20 protein-coding genes are annotated in these 17,178 nt (G+C 42.9%); 12 read left to right on the top strand and 8 right to left on the bottom strand.

Translation table 11 applies throughout. From position 1 onward, the window contains the following. Positions 1–20: 20 nt before the first annotated feature. Positions 21–257, bottom strand: coding sequence for a hypothetical protein (locus tag C2M32_RS11855; protein WP_105168610.1), 237 nt, complete (start codon positions 255–257; stop codon positions 21–23). 525 nt (positions 258–782) lie between these two features. On the opposite strand from C2M32_RS11855, the gene C2M32_RS11850 reads away from it, so the two are divergent. Together C2M32_RS11850 and C2M32_RS11845 are read left to right on the top strand one after the other, a co-directional pair. Then, on the top strand, positions 783–2,165 hold the full coding sequence (locus tag C2M32_RS11850; RefSeq protein WP_105168609.1) for a Na+/H+ antiporter NhaC family protein: 1,383 nt from the start codon (positions 783–785) through the stop codon (positions 2,163–2,165). A gap of 309 nt (positions 2,166–2,474) precedes the next feature. Continuing rightward, on the top strand, positions 2,475–3,239 hold the full coding sequence (locus tag C2M32_RS11845; protein ID WP_105168608.1) for a class II glutamine amidotransferase: 765 nt from the start codon (positions 2,475–2,477) through the stop codon (positions 3,237–3,239). 59 nt (positions 3,240–3,298) lie between these two features. Here the strand turns inward: C2M32_RS11845 and C2M32_RS11840 are convergent, their stop codons facing one another. The 5 genes from C2M32_RS11840 to cmoA form a co-directional block, all read right to left on the bottom strand. Beyond that, the gene (locus C2M32_RS11840) at positions 3,299–4,063 is read right to left on the bottom strand and encodes a DUF3108 domain-containing protein (RefSeq protein ID WP_105168607.1); all 765 of its coding nucleotides are present in this window, start codon (positions 4,061–4,063) and stop codon (positions 3,299–3,301) included. Then, a complete protein-coding gene (gene purN / locus C2M32_RS11835; protein ID WP_105168606.1) occupies positions 4,008–4,655 on the bottom strand; it encodes a phosphoribosylglycinamide formyltransferase in 648 nt (215 codons plus the stop codon). The genes C2M32_RS11840 and purN overlap by 56 nt, the downstream gene beginning before the upstream one ends. After that, positions 4,655–5,707, bottom strand: coding sequence for a phosphoribosylformylglycinamidine cyclo-ligase (gene purM / locus C2M32_RS11830; protein ID WP_105168605.1), 1,053 nt, complete (start codon positions 5,705–5,707; stop codon positions 4,655–4,657). The genes purN and purM overlap by 1 nt, the downstream gene beginning before the upstream one ends. Before the next feature lie 164 nt (positions 5,708–5,871). Next, positions 5,872–6,840: a tRNA 5-methoxyuridine(34)/uridine 5-oxyacetic acid(34) synthase CmoB gene (cmoB, locus tag C2M32_RS11825; RefSeq protein ID WP_105168604.1), complete on the bottom strand. Its 969-nt coding sequence runs from the start codon at positions 6,838–6,840 to the stop codon at positions 5,872–5,874. Positions 6,841–6,850: 10 nt separating this feature from the next. Next, entirely contained in the window at positions 6,851–7,576 is a 726-nt protein-coding gene (gene cmoA, locus C2M32_RS11820; protein WP_105168603.1) for a carboxy-S-adenosyl-L-methionine synthase CmoA, read from the bottom strand. Between the two features lie 115 nt (positions 7,577–7,691). Here cmoA and C2M32_RS11815 point away from each other — a divergent pair, with 115 nt between their 5' ends. Both C2M32_RS11815 and C2M32_RS11810 read left to right on the top strand, forming a co-directional pair. Then, entirely contained in the window at positions 7,692–8,384 is a 693-nt protein-coding gene (locus C2M32_RS11815; RefSeq protein WP_105168602.1) for a DUF3334 family protein, read from the top strand. A gap of 15 nt (positions 8,385–8,399) precedes the next feature. After that, a complete protein-coding gene (locus C2M32_RS11810) occupies positions 8,400–9,674 on the top strand; it encodes a lipopolysaccharide biosynthesis protein (protein WP_158678211.1) in 1,275 nt (424 codons plus the stop codon). Here the strand turns inward: C2M32_RS11810 and C2M32_RS11805 are convergent. Continuing rightward, complete coding sequence (locus C2M32_RS11805) at positions 9,654–10,157, bottom strand: M48 metallopeptidase family protein (RefSeq protein WP_105169287.1); 504 nt, start codon at positions 10,155–10,157, stop codon at positions 9,654–9,656. The genes C2M32_RS11810 and C2M32_RS11805 overlap by 21 nt on opposite strands. An 81-nt stretch (positions 10,158–10,238) precedes the next feature. Here C2M32_RS11805 and C2M32_RS11800 point away from each other — a divergent pair, with 81 nt between their 5' ends. Beyond that, positions 10,239–10,652: a GFA family protein gene (locus C2M32_RS11800; RefSeq protein WP_105168600.1), complete on the top strand. Its 414-nt coding sequence runs from the start codon at positions 10,239–10,241 to the stop codon at positions 10,650–10,652. A gap of 21 nt (positions 10,653–10,673) precedes the next feature. On the opposite strand, the gene C2M32_RS11795 is transcribed toward C2M32_RS11800, so the two are convergent. Further along, the gene (locus tag C2M32_RS11795) at positions 10,674–11,522 is read right to left on the bottom strand and encodes a DUF72 domain-containing protein (protein WP_105168599.1); all 849 of its coding nucleotides are present in this window, start codon (positions 11,520–11,522) and stop codon (positions 10,674–10,676) included. Positions 11,523–11,693: 171 nt separating this feature from the next. Here C2M32_RS11795 and aspS point away from each other — a divergent pair, with 171 nt between their 5' ends. From aspS to C2M32_RS11760, 7 genes are all read left to right on the top strand, one after another. Next, positions 11,694–13,469 carry an aspartate--tRNA ligase gene (gene aspS / locus C2M32_RS11790; protein WP_105168598.1) on the top strand — a complete coding sequence of 592 codons (1,776 nt, stop codon included), beginning with the start codon at positions 11,694–11,696 and terminating at the stop codon, positions 13,467–13,469. A gap of 243 nt (positions 13,470–13,712) precedes the next feature. Next, on the top strand, positions 13,713–14,180 hold the full coding sequence (locus tag C2M32_RS11785) for a GNAT family N-acetyltransferase (RefSeq protein ID WP_105168597.1): 468 nt from the start codon (positions 13,713–13,715) through the stop codon (positions 14,178–14,180). A gap of 107 nt (positions 14,181–14,287) precedes the next feature. Then, positions 14,288–14,746 carry a GNAT family N-acetyltransferase gene (locus tag C2M32_RS11780; protein WP_105168596.1) on the top strand — a complete coding sequence of 153 codons (459 nt, stop codon included), beginning with the start codon at positions 14,288–14,290 and terminating at the stop codon, positions 14,744–14,746. Positions 14,747–14,779: 33 nt separating this feature from the next. After that, the gene (locus C2M32_RS11775) at positions 14,780–15,157 is read left to right on the top strand and encodes a MerR family transcriptional regulator (protein ID WP_070984927.1); all 378 of its coding nucleotides are present in this window, start codon (positions 14,780–14,782) and stop codon (positions 15,155–15,157) included. Positions 15,158–15,194: 37 nt separating this feature from the next. Beyond that, entirely contained in the window at positions 15,195–15,767 is a 573-nt protein-coding gene (locus C2M32_RS11770; RefSeq protein ID WP_105168595.1) for an NAD(P)H-dependent oxidoreductase, read from the top strand. 83 nt (positions 15,768–15,850) lie between these two features. Continuing rightward, positions 15,851–16,318 (top strand): GNAT family N-acetyltransferase, encoded by a 468-nt coding sequence (locus C2M32_RS11765; RefSeq protein WP_105168594.1) that lies wholly within the window; start codon positions 15,851–15,853, stop codon positions 16,316–16,318. Between the two features lie 64 nt (positions 16,319–16,382). After that, on the top strand, positions 16,383–17,141 hold the full coding sequence (locus C2M32_RS11760; RefSeq protein ID WP_105168593.1) for a carbon-nitrogen hydrolase family protein: 759 nt from the start codon (positions 16,383–16,385) through the stop codon (positions 17,139–17,141). Positions 17,142–17,178 lie beyond the last annotated feature (37 nt).

The following is a 17,178-nucleotide window of genomic DNA, read 5'->3' as shown; positions in this document are numbered from 1 at the left end:
TTAGACTTTAAATTCTGCGATTAGATATCAACGCTGCTTACAGTTTGATAGCTGTTGCTTGTTAGCTCTTCATTTACGCAATCTAATACGTACTTATTAAGATCTTTTGCGTCTACGCCATCGTCATTTGCCCACTCTAAGCACATTTGCGTAAACTCTTGCACTAGCTCTTGAGGTGCAACCGTTTTTTCGTCAGCGAAGCTGCTTGTTGCAACGAAAGTAAGTGCTGTAACCATACCAAGAAGTGTATTTTTCATTGTTTTTGCCTTAAGTTAATTGGACATGCACTTTTTAAACTAAAAATTTGATGTTGAACAACGAAAAAATTTACTCGTTAAGAGCAAATAAAATGATGTTAAATTTGCTGTGTTGAATGAATGGCAATAGTTTAATGTTACACCTACCGTGACGCTAATGGCCCGCAGTATCTTCTAGTTAATATTCTGATTTGAAAAGTGAAATACTAATCTTGGTTAGGTGTTTTGAGATAATGGATAAACGTGGCAAAGGCCTATAAAACTTAAATTAGCAGGGGCCATACAGGTAGGCTCTATTGGTTTGATATACGCAACAACCTTTAAGCATAAATTTATGTATGTTTAGCAAATTAATCACATCATAAAAAAGAAATTGACGAAAATGGATTTACTGTTTATTTTCTCGCTGATGTTTCAAGAAGGGCCATACTAATCACTGGTCAACCCAATATTAAGCAGATACTCGCTCGCTTAGCGGAGCGTTAAATTACTTTTACTGTAGTCATAATATTGGGATGATTTTGAATGATAGAGCCTAGTGTTATTAGTGTAATTCCACCTATCGTCGTCTTGACGCTCGCGATTCTCCTCCGCAGACCTATTTTAGCGCTTGTTATTGGCGCTTTGGTTGGTTTGGCGTTAGTGGATGTGGGAACCATCTTACCGAACTTTGCCGATGCTTCGCTGAAAGTGATGGCTGATGAGACCATCGGCTGGCTGATCTTAGTATGTGGTAGCTTTGGTGCGCTGATCGCGTTGTTAGTACGCACAGGAGGGGCGTTAGCCTTCGGTCGCAATGCGTTGAAAATGGCTAAGGGACGCAAGTCGTCGCTATTGATGACCTATCTGTTAGGTGTCGTTATATTTATTGATGACTATTTAAATGCGCTAACGGTTGGTGAGACCATGCGTAGAGTCACTGACAAATTTAAAATTTCGCGTGAAATGCTGGCCTATGTCGTTGACTCAACCGCTGCACCAATCTGCGTACTGGTGCCGCTTTCTACTTGGGCGGTATTCTTTGGTGGGTTGCTGGTAGATAATGGCGTTGCAGAGCAAGGCCAGGGCATAGCAACCTATATGCAGGCTATTCCTTATATGTTGTATGCTTGGGTCGCGGTGATCATGGTGCCACTAGTGGTAACTGGAGTTGTGCCCCTACTTGGCCCTATGAAACGTGCAGAACTTGCGGCACAACAAGGGCAACCGGCACTCGTTCAAGTGGACTTGGCAGATGTGCATACACCCGATGATTACGCAGCAAAGGCGATAGAGCAAGAGTTTGAACACGCAGATGAGCAAGGCAAACTTTACAACTTCTTAGTGCCTATCTGTTTATTGGTGGCGTTTACGGTATATTTTGATATCGATGTTTGGAAAGGCTTACTGGCGACTTTGGCGGTTACGGTGCCTTTTTATCTAGCACAAAGATTGATGCCGCTTGCCGATATGCTTGAACAAATGATTGATGGTTTTAAATGCATGTTGCCTGCAATTGGTACGGTTATCGCTGCCTTTATTTTTAAAGATGTCTGTGATCAGCTTATGCTACCGCAGTATGTTATTGATTCATTAAGTCCGTATATGACGGCACAATTGCTACCTGCGATGGTATTCCTATCCATGGCTATCCTAGCGTTTGCGACCGGCTCTAGCTGGGGTATTTTTGCTGTAACTATTCCTATCGTGATGCCTTTGGCTGTGGCGGTTGATGCGAATATTCCGCTGGTGATTGGCGCTTTGTTATCGGCTTCATCATTTGGCAGTCAAGCATGTTTCTATTCAGATTCGACCGTACTTGCGGCACAAGGCTCTGGATGTAACTTAATAAGCCACGCGGTCACACAGTTACCTTATGCTTTAATTGCAGCGGCTATCGCATTTATCGGCTTTTTGCTGATGGCTTAAAAGGCTAAGGGCATGACTTCATGCCCTTTGTCGGTTAGATGGCACCTAGCACGTGCCGAACTACTACTCTTTTATATGTTGTTTTATACAATCCCAATTAAGAACCAGAACTCAAGCAAGGTAATCGTGCCATGCAATATGGTTTAAAATGCCCATTCATGTTTACGACCTCAAGCGAGTAAGACATAATGCAATCGAAGGTTACGCATAATAATAAGCGCAATCGTAACCATGACACCAGCCAAAACATACAGATGATGAAAGTTTAAAGGTTGGTGTTTCTAATGTTTTTAAAGGGGTTTTTATTTAATGTGTGAACTATTGGGCATGTCGGCAAATGTCCCAACGGATATCTGTTTTAGTTTTGCTGGGTTACTAGAGCGTGGGGGGAACACCGGACCTCATAAGGACGGCTGGGGTATTACCTTTTATGAAGGCAAGGGATGTCGCACCTTTAAAGATCCAGAACCGAGCTGCCAGTCAGAAATCGCAAAACTGGTTAAAGCCTATCCAATAAAAAGTGTCTCAGTGATCAGTCATATTCGACAAGGCAATCGAGGTCGTGTGTGCCTAGAGAATACTCACCCCTTTACCAGAGAGCTATGGGGCAGAGAAATTACTTATGCCCACAATGGCCAACTCTCTAACTATAATGATTTGAAACCCCAGTTTTATCGTCCTGTGGGTAATACCGACAGCGAACTGGCTTTTTGTTGGTTGCTAGATAAAATTCGCCAGAAATATCCTAAACGCCCTTCAAATATGGCTGTGGTATTTAGATATGCAGCAAAGCTCGCTGATACCTTAAGAGCCAAAGGGGTGTTTAATATGTTACTGACAGATGGCGTATATGTGTTGGCATATTGCACTAATAATCTCCACTGGATCACGCGCAGAGCACCATTTGGCAAAGCAACGTTGATTGATGCGGATATGGTGGTGGACTTTCAAAAAGAAACTACGCCAAATGATGTGGTGACCGTCATCGCGACTCGCCCTTTAACTAATGATGAGCAATGGCAAAAAATGTCGGAAGGGGAGTTTGTGCTGTTTAAAATGGGTGAGAAAATTTAACTCTGTTAATGGATTTAAAAGCTGGGTAGCAAGGCTTCGGGACTTGCTACCCAATGAATTTACATTGCTGAGTGCTTTTCGTACTTGGTTAGCTGAACTTGGAATTGCTCAACGCCTTCTTTGCCTTTGTACATCTTCACAACCATGTAGTCGTATTCAGGGGCAAGCCAAACGGTTGCTTGACGCTTATCGTTGTCATATAAACGCTTAATTCGAACTGTTTCGACATTTCCTACAGGTAATGTAATGGTTTCCATGCCATCCACAACAAAGTTATAAATACGCTGGTTGCCTTTATTATCTATGATTGGATAGCTGAACTTCTTCTTGCCAGCTTTAAGCTCGCGGCGCAGTTGCAGTTGGTATGTGAGCAAATCTTGCTGGTCAGCTATCCACTTAACGTCTAACGGATATTTTTCATTACTTGATGTGATCACTTGGTTGATGCGATCAAAAGTGATTTGCTGGTTGATGTCTCTGCCAGTGCCTGTGCGCACCATGCTATAAGATAATGGAACGGGCTTGCCATCCTCAAGGGTAAACGTCGATACCTCTTCACGCTCATCAGAGAAAATGAAAATTTCGATATCACTTTGATATTTTAATTGATAGGTATTTTGATCGAGTAGCTTTAGCTCACGGTAAGCCGCACCTTTCACAGAGCCTTTACGAGAAACTTGGTATTCAGCATTGTAAGGAACAAGGGGATTGGCAATGATAGAGCAAGAGAAAATAGCGCTTAAGCCAAGTAGCCAAGCGCATATTTTATTATTTTGGGTAGGCTGCGCCTTGAGCTGGAAGGGGTTGGTTATCAAAAACGGCATAATCTGCTTCCATAGTTAGTCTGTGTTCGCTGAACCACTGGACCACCAAAGGATAGATAATATGTTCTTGTTCGTGAACCCGTTGTGCGAGCGTCTCTGCGGTATCATTAGCCAAGATTGGAACCTGTGCTTGTAATACTACCGGACCGCCGTCCAACTCTTCCGTCACAAAGTGTACGCTAACACCGTGTACGTCGTCCTTTGCATCTATCGCTCTTTGGTGGGTGTTCAGCCCTTGGTACTTAGGCAACAAAGAAGGATGAATGTTCAACATTTTTCCTTTAAATTTTTGCACTAAGCCAGGAGTTAGAATACGCATAAATCCAGCTAATACAACTAAATCTGGATTAAAAGAGTCAATTAAAGAAGCCAACTCGACGTCATAATCTTCACGTGTAGCAAATGCTTTGTGGCTTAACACCTTGGTTTCAATGCCAGCGTTCGCGGCACGTGTTAAGCCATAAGCTTGTTCTTTGTTACTGATAACAGCAACTACCTCGCCCTTTATTTGATTGCTCTGACAGGCATCTATGATGGCTTGCAGGTTTGAACCACTGCCAGAGATCAATACCACTAAGCGAGTGTTAGACATTAGGCCTTACCACCTAAGATCTCAACTTGCTCCTCACCAGAGACTGCGTCTTGAATCTCACCTATGTGCCAAGCTTGTTCACCTTGGGCTGATAGAATTTCAAGACTTTGTGCCAGCTTATCTGCAGGGACAACCAAAATCATGCCAACACCACAGTTAAATGTGCGATACATTTCGTGGGTACTGATATTACCGTTTTCTTGTAGCCAGTTAAAAATAGCTGGCCATTGCCAACTGTCGCCCTTAATAACGGCCTTTGCTGACTCAGGTAGTACACGAGGAATATTTTCCCAGAAACCACCACCGGTGATGTGAGAAAGTGCGTGAACGTCTACATCTTTAAGTAGCTCAAGGATTGATTTAACGTAAATACGTGTTGGCTCAAGTAAGTGATCACCCAGAGTTTTACCTTCAAACTGTGAGTTTGTATCAGCGCCTGATACTTCTAATACTTTACGAATAAGTGAATAGCCATTTGAGTGTGGACCGCTTGAAGCTAATGCAATCAACTGATCGCCTGCGGCAACTTTAGAGCCATCAATGATTTTCGACTTTTCAACGACACCAGTACAGAATCCAGCGATGTCATAGTCATCACCTTCATACATGCCCGGCATTTCAGCAGTCTCACCACCGATTAGCGCACAACCCGACAATTCGCAGCCTGTGCCGATACCTGTCACAACATCTGCGGCAACATCGACATCTAATTTACCAGTTGCATAATAGTCCAAGAAAAATAGGGGTTCAGCACCTTGGACGATTAGATCATTTACACACATTGCAACTAGATCGATACCTACTGTATCGTGTTTTTTCAAATCGATAGCGAGACGAAGTTTAGTGCCCACACCATCTGTGCCAGCAACTAATACAGGCTCTTTGTAACCAGTTGGAAGTTCGCATAGTGCACCAAAACCACCAATTCCGCCCATCACTTCTGGACGACGAGTTTTTTTCACTACGCCTTTTATGCGCTCTACCAATGCGTTACCCGCATCGATATCTACGCCTGCGTCTTTGTAGCTAAGAGACTGTTTTTGTTCGCTCACAGGTTTTCCTCAAAATTGCTTTATGGGTTGCTTAGAAACGCGCGTATTTTACAACAATTGCCTATATGGGGCTAGTTGAAATATCACTTAATCGTATGTGATAAAGATTAGCAGGGTGTGCAGGGGGTGACCAAAGATGGCCCCTGCACAGTTATGACGGACGGTTATGCTTTAGCTGTTAAAATTGCACGCAGTGGTGCAGGGTAGCCTTCAATGGTTTTAGTGGTATCTTTTGGGTCTAAGAAGTCAGCTAGCGATTCGGTTTGCATCCAAGGTGTACGACGTTGTTCATCAAGTGATGTCACATCCTCATTAACCACTTTAATGTCTTTGAAACCAACACGTTCAAGCCATAAAGTCAGTGCGGCGGTGCTGGGAATAAACCAGACATTGCGCATTTTTGCGTAGCGGTCAGTGGGTACAAGCACCGTATTGACATCACCTTCGATGACTAGAGTTTCAAGTACCAGCTCGCCACCAGCTCGAAGTTGTGCTCGAAGTTGTGCTAGAAAATCAATTGGTGAGCGGCGGTGATAAAGTACGCCCATAGAAAACACGGTATCAAACGCTTTTAACTGTGGTAGTTGTTCCACACCAAGTGGAAGAAGATGCACGTTAGGGTCTGGATTAAAATGCTTGATGGCCTGAAACTGAGATAAGAACAGATCCGAAGGGTCAATTCCCACTACAAATTCAGCGCCAGCTCCCCGCATACGCCATAAGTGATAGCCAGAGCCACAGCCGATGTCCAAAACGGTTCGACCATGCAGATCACTGATATGGGGCAAGAGTCGCTCCCACTTCCAGTCGCTACGCCATTCAGTATCAATGTGAATGCCATGGATATGAAATGGACCTTTACGCCAAGGCATCATACGCTGAAGTAAGTGAATAAGCTGTTTTTTATGACCTTCGGAAAGCTCATCCGCAAGTCCAAACTCTACCTTATCAACAATATTAATATGTTGAGTATTTGACTCAGGTAAATTTTTTAAGACTTTTTCCCATTGCGGCCAATCGCCATGTTGGGCCTCATTTTGCCAATGTGTTAACTGAGCGGGTAGGGTGTTTAGCCAGTGGCTCAGTTGGTTTTTTGCGATGGCAGCATAAAAGTCGGTAAACCAGTTGTTCATCTTTTCTCCGTTATTTAATGGCTATCATTGAACAAAAGTTAAAACACTGATACCAAACTTGTGTTTGTTTAAAACCAATGTCATTTAATCGAGTTAAATGCTTGCTCAAATTATCAGGACGCATGACATTTTCAATTGCGGTGCGTTTTTGGCTAATCTCAAGTTCCGAATAACCGTTGTGACGTTTGAAGTCATGATGTAAATCGATCAGCAGGTTATCTTGCTCATCATTTTCACCTTTGATTTTTTCACTTAACAACAATATGCCACCCGGTTTAAGGCCATTGTAAATATTTTGCAAAACGGCCAAACGTTGATCTTGTGGAATAAACTGTAGGGTAAAGTTCATCGCGACAACACTGGCATGGCTAATTTCTAGCTCGTTAATATCTCCCAGTTGTACATCCACCGGCACATCTGATTTGAAGCCACTGAGGTGCATTTTGCAGCGCTCCACCATGGCTTGTGAGTTGTCCACAGCGATGATCTGGCAGTTTTCTTTTACAATGTTTCGGCGCATACTCAGCGTTACGGCACCCAAAGAACAGCCAAGATCATATAAATTAGAGTTACTCTGGGCGAACTGCCCCGCGAGTTTACCCATGGTACTTACGATGGTGGCGTAGCCTGGAACCGAGCGCTGAATCATGTCCGGAAAAACTTCAACGACATTGGCATCAAAGCTGAAATCTTTTACCTGTTGCTCAGTGGCATAAATACTGTCTTTGCCAGTCACATTTTATCTCTCTTACCAAATAATCGTGCTATTTTACCATTTTATGCTGGATAGTCAGTGATAAATTGAGTAGCTTGGCTACTATTAATGATAAGAAGTAAAAAAGAGACAAATAATGGCGAGAAATAAAGTAGTTAGTACTGAAGACATATTATCGACTTTGTGTCGTTCTGTGACCGAGGTCCTCTCTTCGGCAAGTGGTAATCAAATTGCATATTCAGCGATGGTACAAAAAATTACCCGTACTTGTATGCGTCCAGATATTGGATGTTTTGTATTGTTTGACGGCGGGTTTACTGGTCTGGTTGTGACCAACTTTACCGCACAAGCTGCGATGGAAATCTATCAAGACTACATGCGCAATATGGGTATGCCAGAAGATGAGATAGCGAATAGTCACTTGTCTGATGATGTATCCAATGTGATGGGCGAATTGATGAACCAAATTGTGGGTGACTTTACCAGTAAAGTGCGCGAGCAGTTGCACACCTCAATTACTCAAAACCAGCCTAAGATGATGGCAATTAATAAGCAAGTTCAGATTTCAGTAGACACCACGATGGACCGCCCACAGGCACGTCGAGTCACGTTTACTACACAAAATCAAAATATCTTCTATCTTGAGCTGGCGATGGACAAAACCGAGTTCATTAAACTGCATGACTTTGATATTGCAGAGTCGGTGGACCCAGATACGATCATTGAGCGTCAGGCTTCGAAAAATGAAGAACAGAACAAGAGTCAAAAGCAAGCTGCGGATGAAGCAGATGCAGCAGATGATGATTTTATGTCGGAGCTAGGTCTTTAGCATTATTTTCCCAACATGGACGTTTTAAAACACGTTTTATCACTCGGCACCTTTACTGGGCTTAATCATATAAGTAGAGTTATCATGACTTTGCTGTTAGCTCGTTTTATGGGTGCCGAACATTTTGGCACGTTTGCGGCCTTACTGGCGTTGTGCGAAGTGCTACTATTACCTGCCAGTATGGGCTTTGTGTCATCACTCATGCGCATTGCGCACCCTCTTTATGAAAGCCAGCAACATGCACTATTACAAGGATTAAAACGGGTTTACTTTGCGGTAGCATTGAGTTTTGGGATCATTTTTGTGGCTGTTGTGTTGTTTGGATATGCGTTGTTTTCTCCACATGCGCTGGCCAATGAACATTTAGAATATTTGCTTTTTATCGTCCCGCTTGGTGCTCTTATGCAATGTCAGGCCAGCTTTTTGATTGCACTTGATGCGAAACGACGTGGCTTGCTAACACAGCAATCATTGTTCGAAATATTTACGGCCGCAAGCTGCGCGTACTTGTATTTTCAGCATGGGCCATTGCAACTTGAAATGGTCTGTCAAGCATTGATAGCTAGTATCAGTATTGTGGTTATCTTGCAGTTTGTATTGATATTTCCATTGCTCGAAAAAGACAAGCCAGCTTATCAAACCGCGCACTGGTGCAAATCATCCTTGCGGTTGCTTGCAAGTGGTGCGGGGGTTGCTTTGGTCGCGAAACTCGATGTCTTGCTCGTACATCATTGGTTAGGCCCAAAAGCTGTAAGCGTGTTTTATCCTGCTGTGGTAATTGCAGGATTAATGGCCATCTTATCCAATGCTTTTGGTTTGGTACTCAAGCCTATGTTACTAAAGAAACAGATAGATAGCTTCGAAATAGCCCGTGTTATGCGACTGTTTTGGGTATGTAACTTAGTTTTTGTGCTCGTGCTTGCTGTTGCGGCTTACCCGTTGTTAGCACTTTACCAAGAGCCTGAAATGGAGTCCGGTCATACGTTATTGTTAATATTACTACTGGCGCAGTTGATCACTCCCTTGAGAATATGTGCCAGCAGTGTGATAAACCTGATTGGTGAGCCACTGTATAATCTATGGGTATTACTGTTTGCAACGGCGGTCACGGTGTTGCTAGCGTGGTATTGTCAGGCTCAGTTTGGTTTGTTAGGGATAGCATGGGCATTTTGCTTTGGCTTTGTACTTGGCGCGGTGCTTCGCGCTTGGCTGGTGATCAAGCTTGGTTATCTTGATAGTATTGAACATCTGTTTGGACTTTTTAAGCCTTCAATAAAAGCTCAGTTGTAGCTGTTGAAGCACCAAAAACAACCGTAAATCTAATTCAAGCTGGTGATATTCAGGCTCCATATGACAACAAAGTTGATAGAAAGCTTTGTTGTGATCTTTCTCTTTAAAATGTGCAAGCTCATGTACAACTAACACCTTAAGCAATGCTTCTGGGGCGTTTTTCAGTTGTTCTGCAATGGCAATTTCATGCTTTGCTTTTAACTTTCCACCGTGTTGATGGCTTTTAAATGTATGGGTTCCCAAAGCATTTTTTACTAAGTCACTTTGTTTTTTATATCTTACACTGTTTAGTTTTGGCGCATTCTTTAAATAGCGTTGTTTGAGCGTATTGGTAAACTCATACAATGATTTTTCACTTTGTAGTTGATGTGCTTCTGGGTACTTTTTCTTAAAATACGGCTCAATCTGGCCCGATGCAATAAGTTGCTGAACCTGAGTTTGAATATGTTCAGGGTAATGAAAAAAGTAATGTGAAAAGTTCATATGGCTTAGTTTTTGGTACATACTACGGCGACTCATTATACTCACAATTGAGCAATAAACGCATCATAGCAAGGAGAATCAATGTATAAAGCCAGTTGTTTGTGCGGAACAATCCAATTGCGCATTACAGGGAAGATCAGTGACATCATTCATTGTCACTGTTCATTATGTCGGAAATCTACAGGTACGGCGTTTGCAACAAACGGCTTTGTGAACCGTGACGAAGTGCACGTTATTAGCGGCCAAGACGCCATCAAATACTTCGAGTTTAAGCCCGGGCGAAAGCGACATTTTTGTGTGCATTGTGCAAGTCCCTTATTTAGCTCCAACGCTGATTTGCCCAGTAAGTTGAGAATACGTTTGGGAATTTTGGACTCAGACATTGAAGAGCGGCCAATATCACATAATTTTGTGACCAGTAAAGCAAACTGGGAAGACCTGGATGCTACGCTCCCCAGATATGAAGGATTTGAGCCAAGCAGAGGCAAAGTCTGACTATAACTCCTCAATAAACGTCTACAACAGACTCGTTTGCTGTGGTTGCTGTTGAGCAGGAAAGACGCCTAGCTTAACATCTGGGCGTTTAAGGTCTTCAATAAATTGTTTGGCCAACAGCGGCGCGTCATAATTATCCGCAGTATGAAAAAACACATAGGGTGTTTTGCCTTCATCTAACCAGTGATTAATTTTTTTAAGCCAAGGAGCGTAAAACTGACGGTTAGCTTGCAAGTCAGAACATCCAACATAGCGTAGAATCGGCGCGTTACTTGTGGCGATAACATGCAATGGTACACGCGGCTTTTTTCTTTGCGCGTCAGCTATGGCTGGGGTTGTTGCGGCTTCACTGAACAAAGGTCGCGTATCCATCATAATTCTATTGTATTGATTTTGAATCAAAAACTGATTAAATCGGCGTTCGTTATCCGCTTTATCGAAAAATGCGAGATGACGGATTTCAATACCTAGTGGCAGCGCCTTTGGTAGTTGAGCACAAAACGCGGTGATGAGCGGTAAAAACTGCGGGCTACAGGCCTGGGGCAGTTGTAGCATCACCTGTCCAACTTTATCAAAAATTGGTTCAAACAAGGTCAACCAATGCTTGAGTTCACGCTGACAATTTTGAAGTGCCAACTCATGAGAAATACGCTTGGGAATTTTAAAGGTAAATCTAAAATCTTCGGGTACATCACTACGCCATTTCGCGATTGAGCTGGGTTTTGGGTCAGCGTAAAAGCTGGTATTGCCTTCAACAGAATTAAAAATTTGCGCATATTCTTGAAGCATCTGATTGTGTTGGCAATGGGAAGAAAAAAAACGACCCTTCCAATGAGAAGCACTCCACTGTGGGCAGCCAAGGTATAGCATGTTATCGAGTTTAATGTGTTTGTTGATGGTGACAGTGTAATAAAGATGGCGAATTTTAGAAACTAAATCGGATCTAGGATGACATTCAGACAAGGAATTTTATATAATCGCCGATAATTTTTCATATTAATGCCAGTTACCAGCCTTGTGTAACTGAGACACAGGAATACTATGCGCTCTATATACTGCGGAAATTTAAACAAAAGCCATGTTGGACAAGAAGTAGAACTATGCGGTTGGATCAATAAACGCCGCGACCTAGGTGGCTTGATTTTTATCGACCTGCGCGACCGTGAAGGGTTGGTGCAAATCGTTTTTGACCCGGAAGTTGAAGGGTTAATGGATACAGCAAACACGTTGCGTCAAGAGTTCTGTGTGCAAGTTAAAGGTACTGTTCGCGCTCGTCCTGATAGCCAGATAAATAAAGATATGGCTACAGGCGAGGTTGAGATCTTAGGCACGGCGTTGACCATTGTTAACCGCTCTGAACCGTTACCGCTGGACTTTAATCAGCAAAACTCTGAAGAGCGTCGCTTAAAGTATCGTTATCTTGACTTGCGCCGCTTGGAAATGAGTGACCGTATTAAATTACGTGCAAAAGCCAGTAGCTTTGTACGTCGTTTCTTGGACAACAATGACTTTTTAGATATTGAAACACCAGTACTGACCAAAGCTACTCCAGAAGGCGCGCGCGATTATTTAGTGCCAAGTCGAGTACACAAAGGTAGTTTTTATGCTTTGCCTCAGTCTCCACAATTATTCAAGCAATTGTTGATGATGTCGGGTTTTGACCGTTATTACCAAATCGTTAAGTGTTTCCGTGACGAAGACTTACGTGCAGACCGTCAACCAGAATTTACGCAAATCGATATTGAAACCTCGTTCATGACGTCTGATCAAGTGCGCGGAGTGACTGAAAAGCTAATTCGTGAAATGTGGCAAGAGTTGTTAAGTGTCGACTTGGGTGAATTCCCAGTTATGGCGTACAGCGAAGCGATGCGTCGCTTTGGTTCAGACAAGCCAGACTTACGTAACCCGATGGAATTGGTTGACGTTGCTGATTTAGTGAAAGATGTTGAATTTAAAGTACTATCTGGCCCTGCAAATGACGAGAAAGGTCGCGTTGCAGTGTTGACTGTTCCAGGTGGTGCATCGTTATCACGTAAGCAAATTGATGAATATACCAAGTTTGTTGGTATATACGGTGCTAAAGGCTTGGCATGGATGAAGGTTAATGATCTTGCCGCTGGTGTAGAAGGTGTGCAATCACCAATTGCTAAGTTCTTAAATGAAGACGTGATCAAAGCATTACTTACGCGTACCAACGCACAAACAGGCGACATCATTCTGTTTGGAGCTGACAAGCGAAATGTTGTTAATGAAGCAATGGGCGCTTTACGTTTGAAAGTGGGTCTTGATCTTGAACTAACAGACTTGAACAAGTGGGCACCGCTTTGGGTTGTTGACTTCCCAATGTTTGAAGAAGATGACGAAGGCACGTTACACGCGGTACACCACCCATTCACTGCGCCGAAAGATATTTCAGGAGCAGAACTGGAAGCAAACCCAGCAGGTGCAATATCTGACGCATACGATATGGTGTTAAATGGTTATGAAGTTGGCGGCGGTTCGGTGCGTATTCATAACAATGAGATGCAACAGGCTGCGTTTAGAATTTTGGGCATTAACGAGCAAGAGCAGCAAGACAAATTTGGGTTCTTACTGGATGCATTGAAGTACGGCACGCCTCCACATGCTGGTTTAGCGTTCGGCTTAGACCGTTTAGTCATGTTATTATGTGGTACTGATAATATTCGTGATGTTATCGCCTTCCCGAAAACAACTCAGGCGTCTTGTTTAATGACTAACGCGCCGAGCGTGGCTAACCCTGATGCTCTTAAAGAGCTAGCCATTAGTGTGGAACAAGCAAAAATTGACAGTGAATAATTATTGCGATTGTTGAAAAAGGCGGCCTTTAGGTCGCCTTTTTTATTTGTGTTGTGCAAGGTTCCTACGACAAATAACTGTTTACATATGTTCCTAAATAAGGTTCTGTTTTATTGCTAGATATTACTTGTATTAGTCATCAATTCATTATTAATATTTGTTATAAGAAAAGTGTTATCAAGTTATGACTTAGCGTGGTGACGTTTTGCCTTCACATTCTATAAGCGTACAAGGAGAGAGCGCATGAAATACCAAACTATTGACTCAACCAAATCTGAACAAATTGCGATGCTTGCAGTTTGTCTTACCAATGAAATTACTGAACGAACAGGCACAAAGCACTTCAGCGTAGATGTGCCGCTTGCGATTGATCTATGCAAAAACTATGTTTCCAACGGTATTTATCAGGTGATGGCAGCCTTTGATGCTGACCAGATTGTTGGCTTTGCATCGGTATGCCAAAGCTATTCGCTGTACGCAGAAGGTCAATTCGGTATTATTCAAGAATTTTATGTGATGCCAGAGTATCGCTCTAAGGGTATTGGACAGGAGTTGTTAAAGTCGGTTGTAAAACTTGCCAAGCAACAGGGATGGAAGAGGTTAGAGTTGTGCACACCACCGTTACCACAGTACAAAGGCACGGTAGAGTTTTACAAATCTAATGGGTTTGAAGTAACCGGTGGTCATAAAATGAAACATGTGATTGCTTAAACAGTGCTTACATTTTTAGGCCAGTTACACCGCAGAGTCTATGTTTGAGCATTCTCTGCGAGCGCAAAAAGTCACATCTATAACAGTTGAAATAATGGGTAACTTTAATGGTTATAAGGGAACTTTCACACGATGATTGCGATGAAGTCAGTAAAGTATGTATGTCATCATTTATGAATTCAGTGGCTGACACTTTATCTGAACAAGGAATTGTGACATTTAAACGAATAGCCAGTGGTACAGCGCTTTCTGAGCGCATGGCGCAGGATAACTTAATGTTGGTTGCCGTCATTAATGGCCGTGTGGCAGGCTACGTAGAACTTAAGCAAGGTCAGCATATCGCTATGCTGTTTGTGGCACCAGAATACCAAAAACAAGGGGTCGGTCGCAGGTTGCTGTCTTCACTCAAACGTGGCGCGTCAAATACTAAGCTTACGGTCCACGCATCCACGACTTCTGTGTCGGCATATGAGCGGTATGGTTTTATTAGTGTCGGCGATATTGCAGTATCTGAGGGGTTGGTATATCAGCCCATGGAAATCAATATTAACAATTTTAGTGAATAACGCGGTTATTTTAGACGTCGCGAAGGATAAGTAGTGTTTATTGGTGAAGTAGCAAGGCAAACAGGCTTGTCGGTAAAAGCTATCCGCTTTTACGAGCAAAAGGGCCTTATCAAAAAGCCCTTAAGACAAGGGCGGTATCGTGTATATACGGCAAGCGATGTGGAAGTATTAAAGCTGATCCGAGAAGCCAAGGAGCTTGGTGTGACGTTGGCGAAATTAAAAGGCGTGATTGTCTATCAAAATGATCAAGTAGACTGGGAACGGATCAATCTATTTTTACAACAGCTAAAAATAGAGATGCAAGAGCAAGTGCTACGTATTAGCAATAATATCGCTAAGGTGAGTCAATGTATTAGTGCCATAGAGTCATGTCCAAAAGTACTTGACTCTGCCGTTAAGGGGAGAGCTTAAACTCAGCATCGTTTTCTAATCTAAATAGAGAGTAACGATGAAACATATATTATTGCTAAATGGTAACCCAAAAGAAAAGAGCTTTTCAAAGCAGTTGAGCGACCGTTACGAAATAGCGGCAACAGAGTATGCACAAGTACGACGCTTTGATCTATCCACTATGGAGTTTAATCCCAACCTAGTAGCAGGGTATGATCAAAAGCAGTTTCTAGAGCCTGCTTTGGTGCAGTTTCAGCAAGCGCTATTATGGGCTGAACATATCGTAATCGTCTCACCAATTTGGTGGGGCGGTTTACCAGCAAAACTCAAAGGACTATTTGATAGGACCTTTTTACCTGGGTTTGCGTTTAGCTATGAGCAAGCTAATCCATTACCGACTCCACATCTTTGTGGTAAGTCAGCCCGTATAATTTTAACTATGGATGCACCGAGCGACTTCATGCAGGTGCAGGCCAAGCCTGTATTAGAACAACTAGATTTATTTACATTGCAATTTTGCGGTATTGAAAAAGCTGCGGTAAATTTGTTTGGTGGGGTGATAGTGGCAGATGAAGCGCAGCGTAATACTTGGCTGCAAGATGTGAGCAATTTTGCATCTCATGGGGGTTAAGTATCACTGATAAAAGGTGAAAATCACCAGATGTGGTTTTCACCTCAAAACATTGAAAGTCCAAAACGACAAGGAACAACAACGTGGATATTTTATTTTTAGCTGACAAGGTAGAGCTGAAGCCGCTGGTGGCCAAATGGTATTTTGAGCAATGGGGAGATATTATCGACAATGCATCAATAGCGTTATTTGAGCAACAACTCGATGAGTACCTCAATCGTGACTGTATGCCACTTATCGTTGTTGCTTTGGAAGGCGAACAAATGATTGGTGTTGCGCAGCTTAAGTACCGAGAAATGTCTATTTACCCAGACAGAGAGCATTGGCTCGGAGGGGTGTTTGTGGCACCCAAATGGCGCGGGCAAGCAGTGGCTACAGCCTTGGTTGATAGTGTTGAACAAGTAGCAAAATCATTTGGTATCAAAGAGTTATTTTTGCAAACAGAAGCGCTAGAGGGGGGCCTGTATAGGCGCGTGGGATGGCAAAGCTTGGAGCGCGTGACTTATTGCGGCGTAGATGTGCAAGTCATGTCTAAGAGATTAACACCCTAGTTTTAAGGTTTACAGCGAGCAGTTCTAGGCTCACAGCTGTTTAAGAATGTTTTTAGGAGTTGAAGTGAGTGAGCAGATTGTGATTGGCTTGGCACAGTCGCCGGTTGTAAAAGGTGATGTCACCGAAAATTTAAAGACTCACATGGCCATGATAGCGCAGGCATCAGAGCTCGGGTGCGATATTGTCGCTTTTCCTGAGTTATCGCTTAGTGGTTATGAATTGGAATTGTTGAATACGTTGGCTGTTGAGCCAGAGGCGGAAAATTTCAAGGGGCTATCACAGGCGGCAATGGCAAATAATATTATGGTGATTGCTGGCTGTCCGTTAAGTAGTCAGTCATCAGAAAAACCGACTATTGGTGCGGTGATTTGTTTTGCAAATGGTGACGTTGAGTTTTATTCGAAACAGTTTTTACACTCTGGTGAAGAGCGCTATTGCAGTGCAGGTTCTATAGACTATGTGTTTAATTGCAAGCAATATCGCATAGCTTTGGCCGTCTGCGCTGATTTTTGTGCGCCTGAACACAGTCAAAACGCGGCAAAAGCAAACGCCGATGTATATCTTGTGAGTGCGCTAATCTCTCAAGCGGGCTATATGCCAGACAGCAAACTTTTAGCGCAGATAGCTACAACAAATCAGTTTCCTGTACTGCTTAGTAATCATATTTCCGTTACAGGTGGATGGACTTGTGCAGGGAAGAACGCTATATGGGATGAGACGGGACGAATGTTGGCGTGCACGAACACCAAGATGCCAAGTTTATTAGTGTGCTCTATTTCTGACGAAGGTGTAAGCGCAATTAAAAAGGACGTTAAACTCTAAGACTTATAACTGGTAATTCATACAGTATTTTGGCATT

Origin of the sequence: Pseudoalteromonas sp. T1lg23B (assembly GCF_002964665.1) — a bacterium.
In the GTDB taxonomy this organism is placed as follows: Bacteria; Pseudomonadota; Gammaproteobacteria; order Enterobacterales; family Alteromonadaceae; genus Pseudoalteromonas.
The sequence above is the reverse complement of the archived record's forward strand: the minus strand, read 5'-3'. Positions and strand labels throughout refer to the sequence as shown.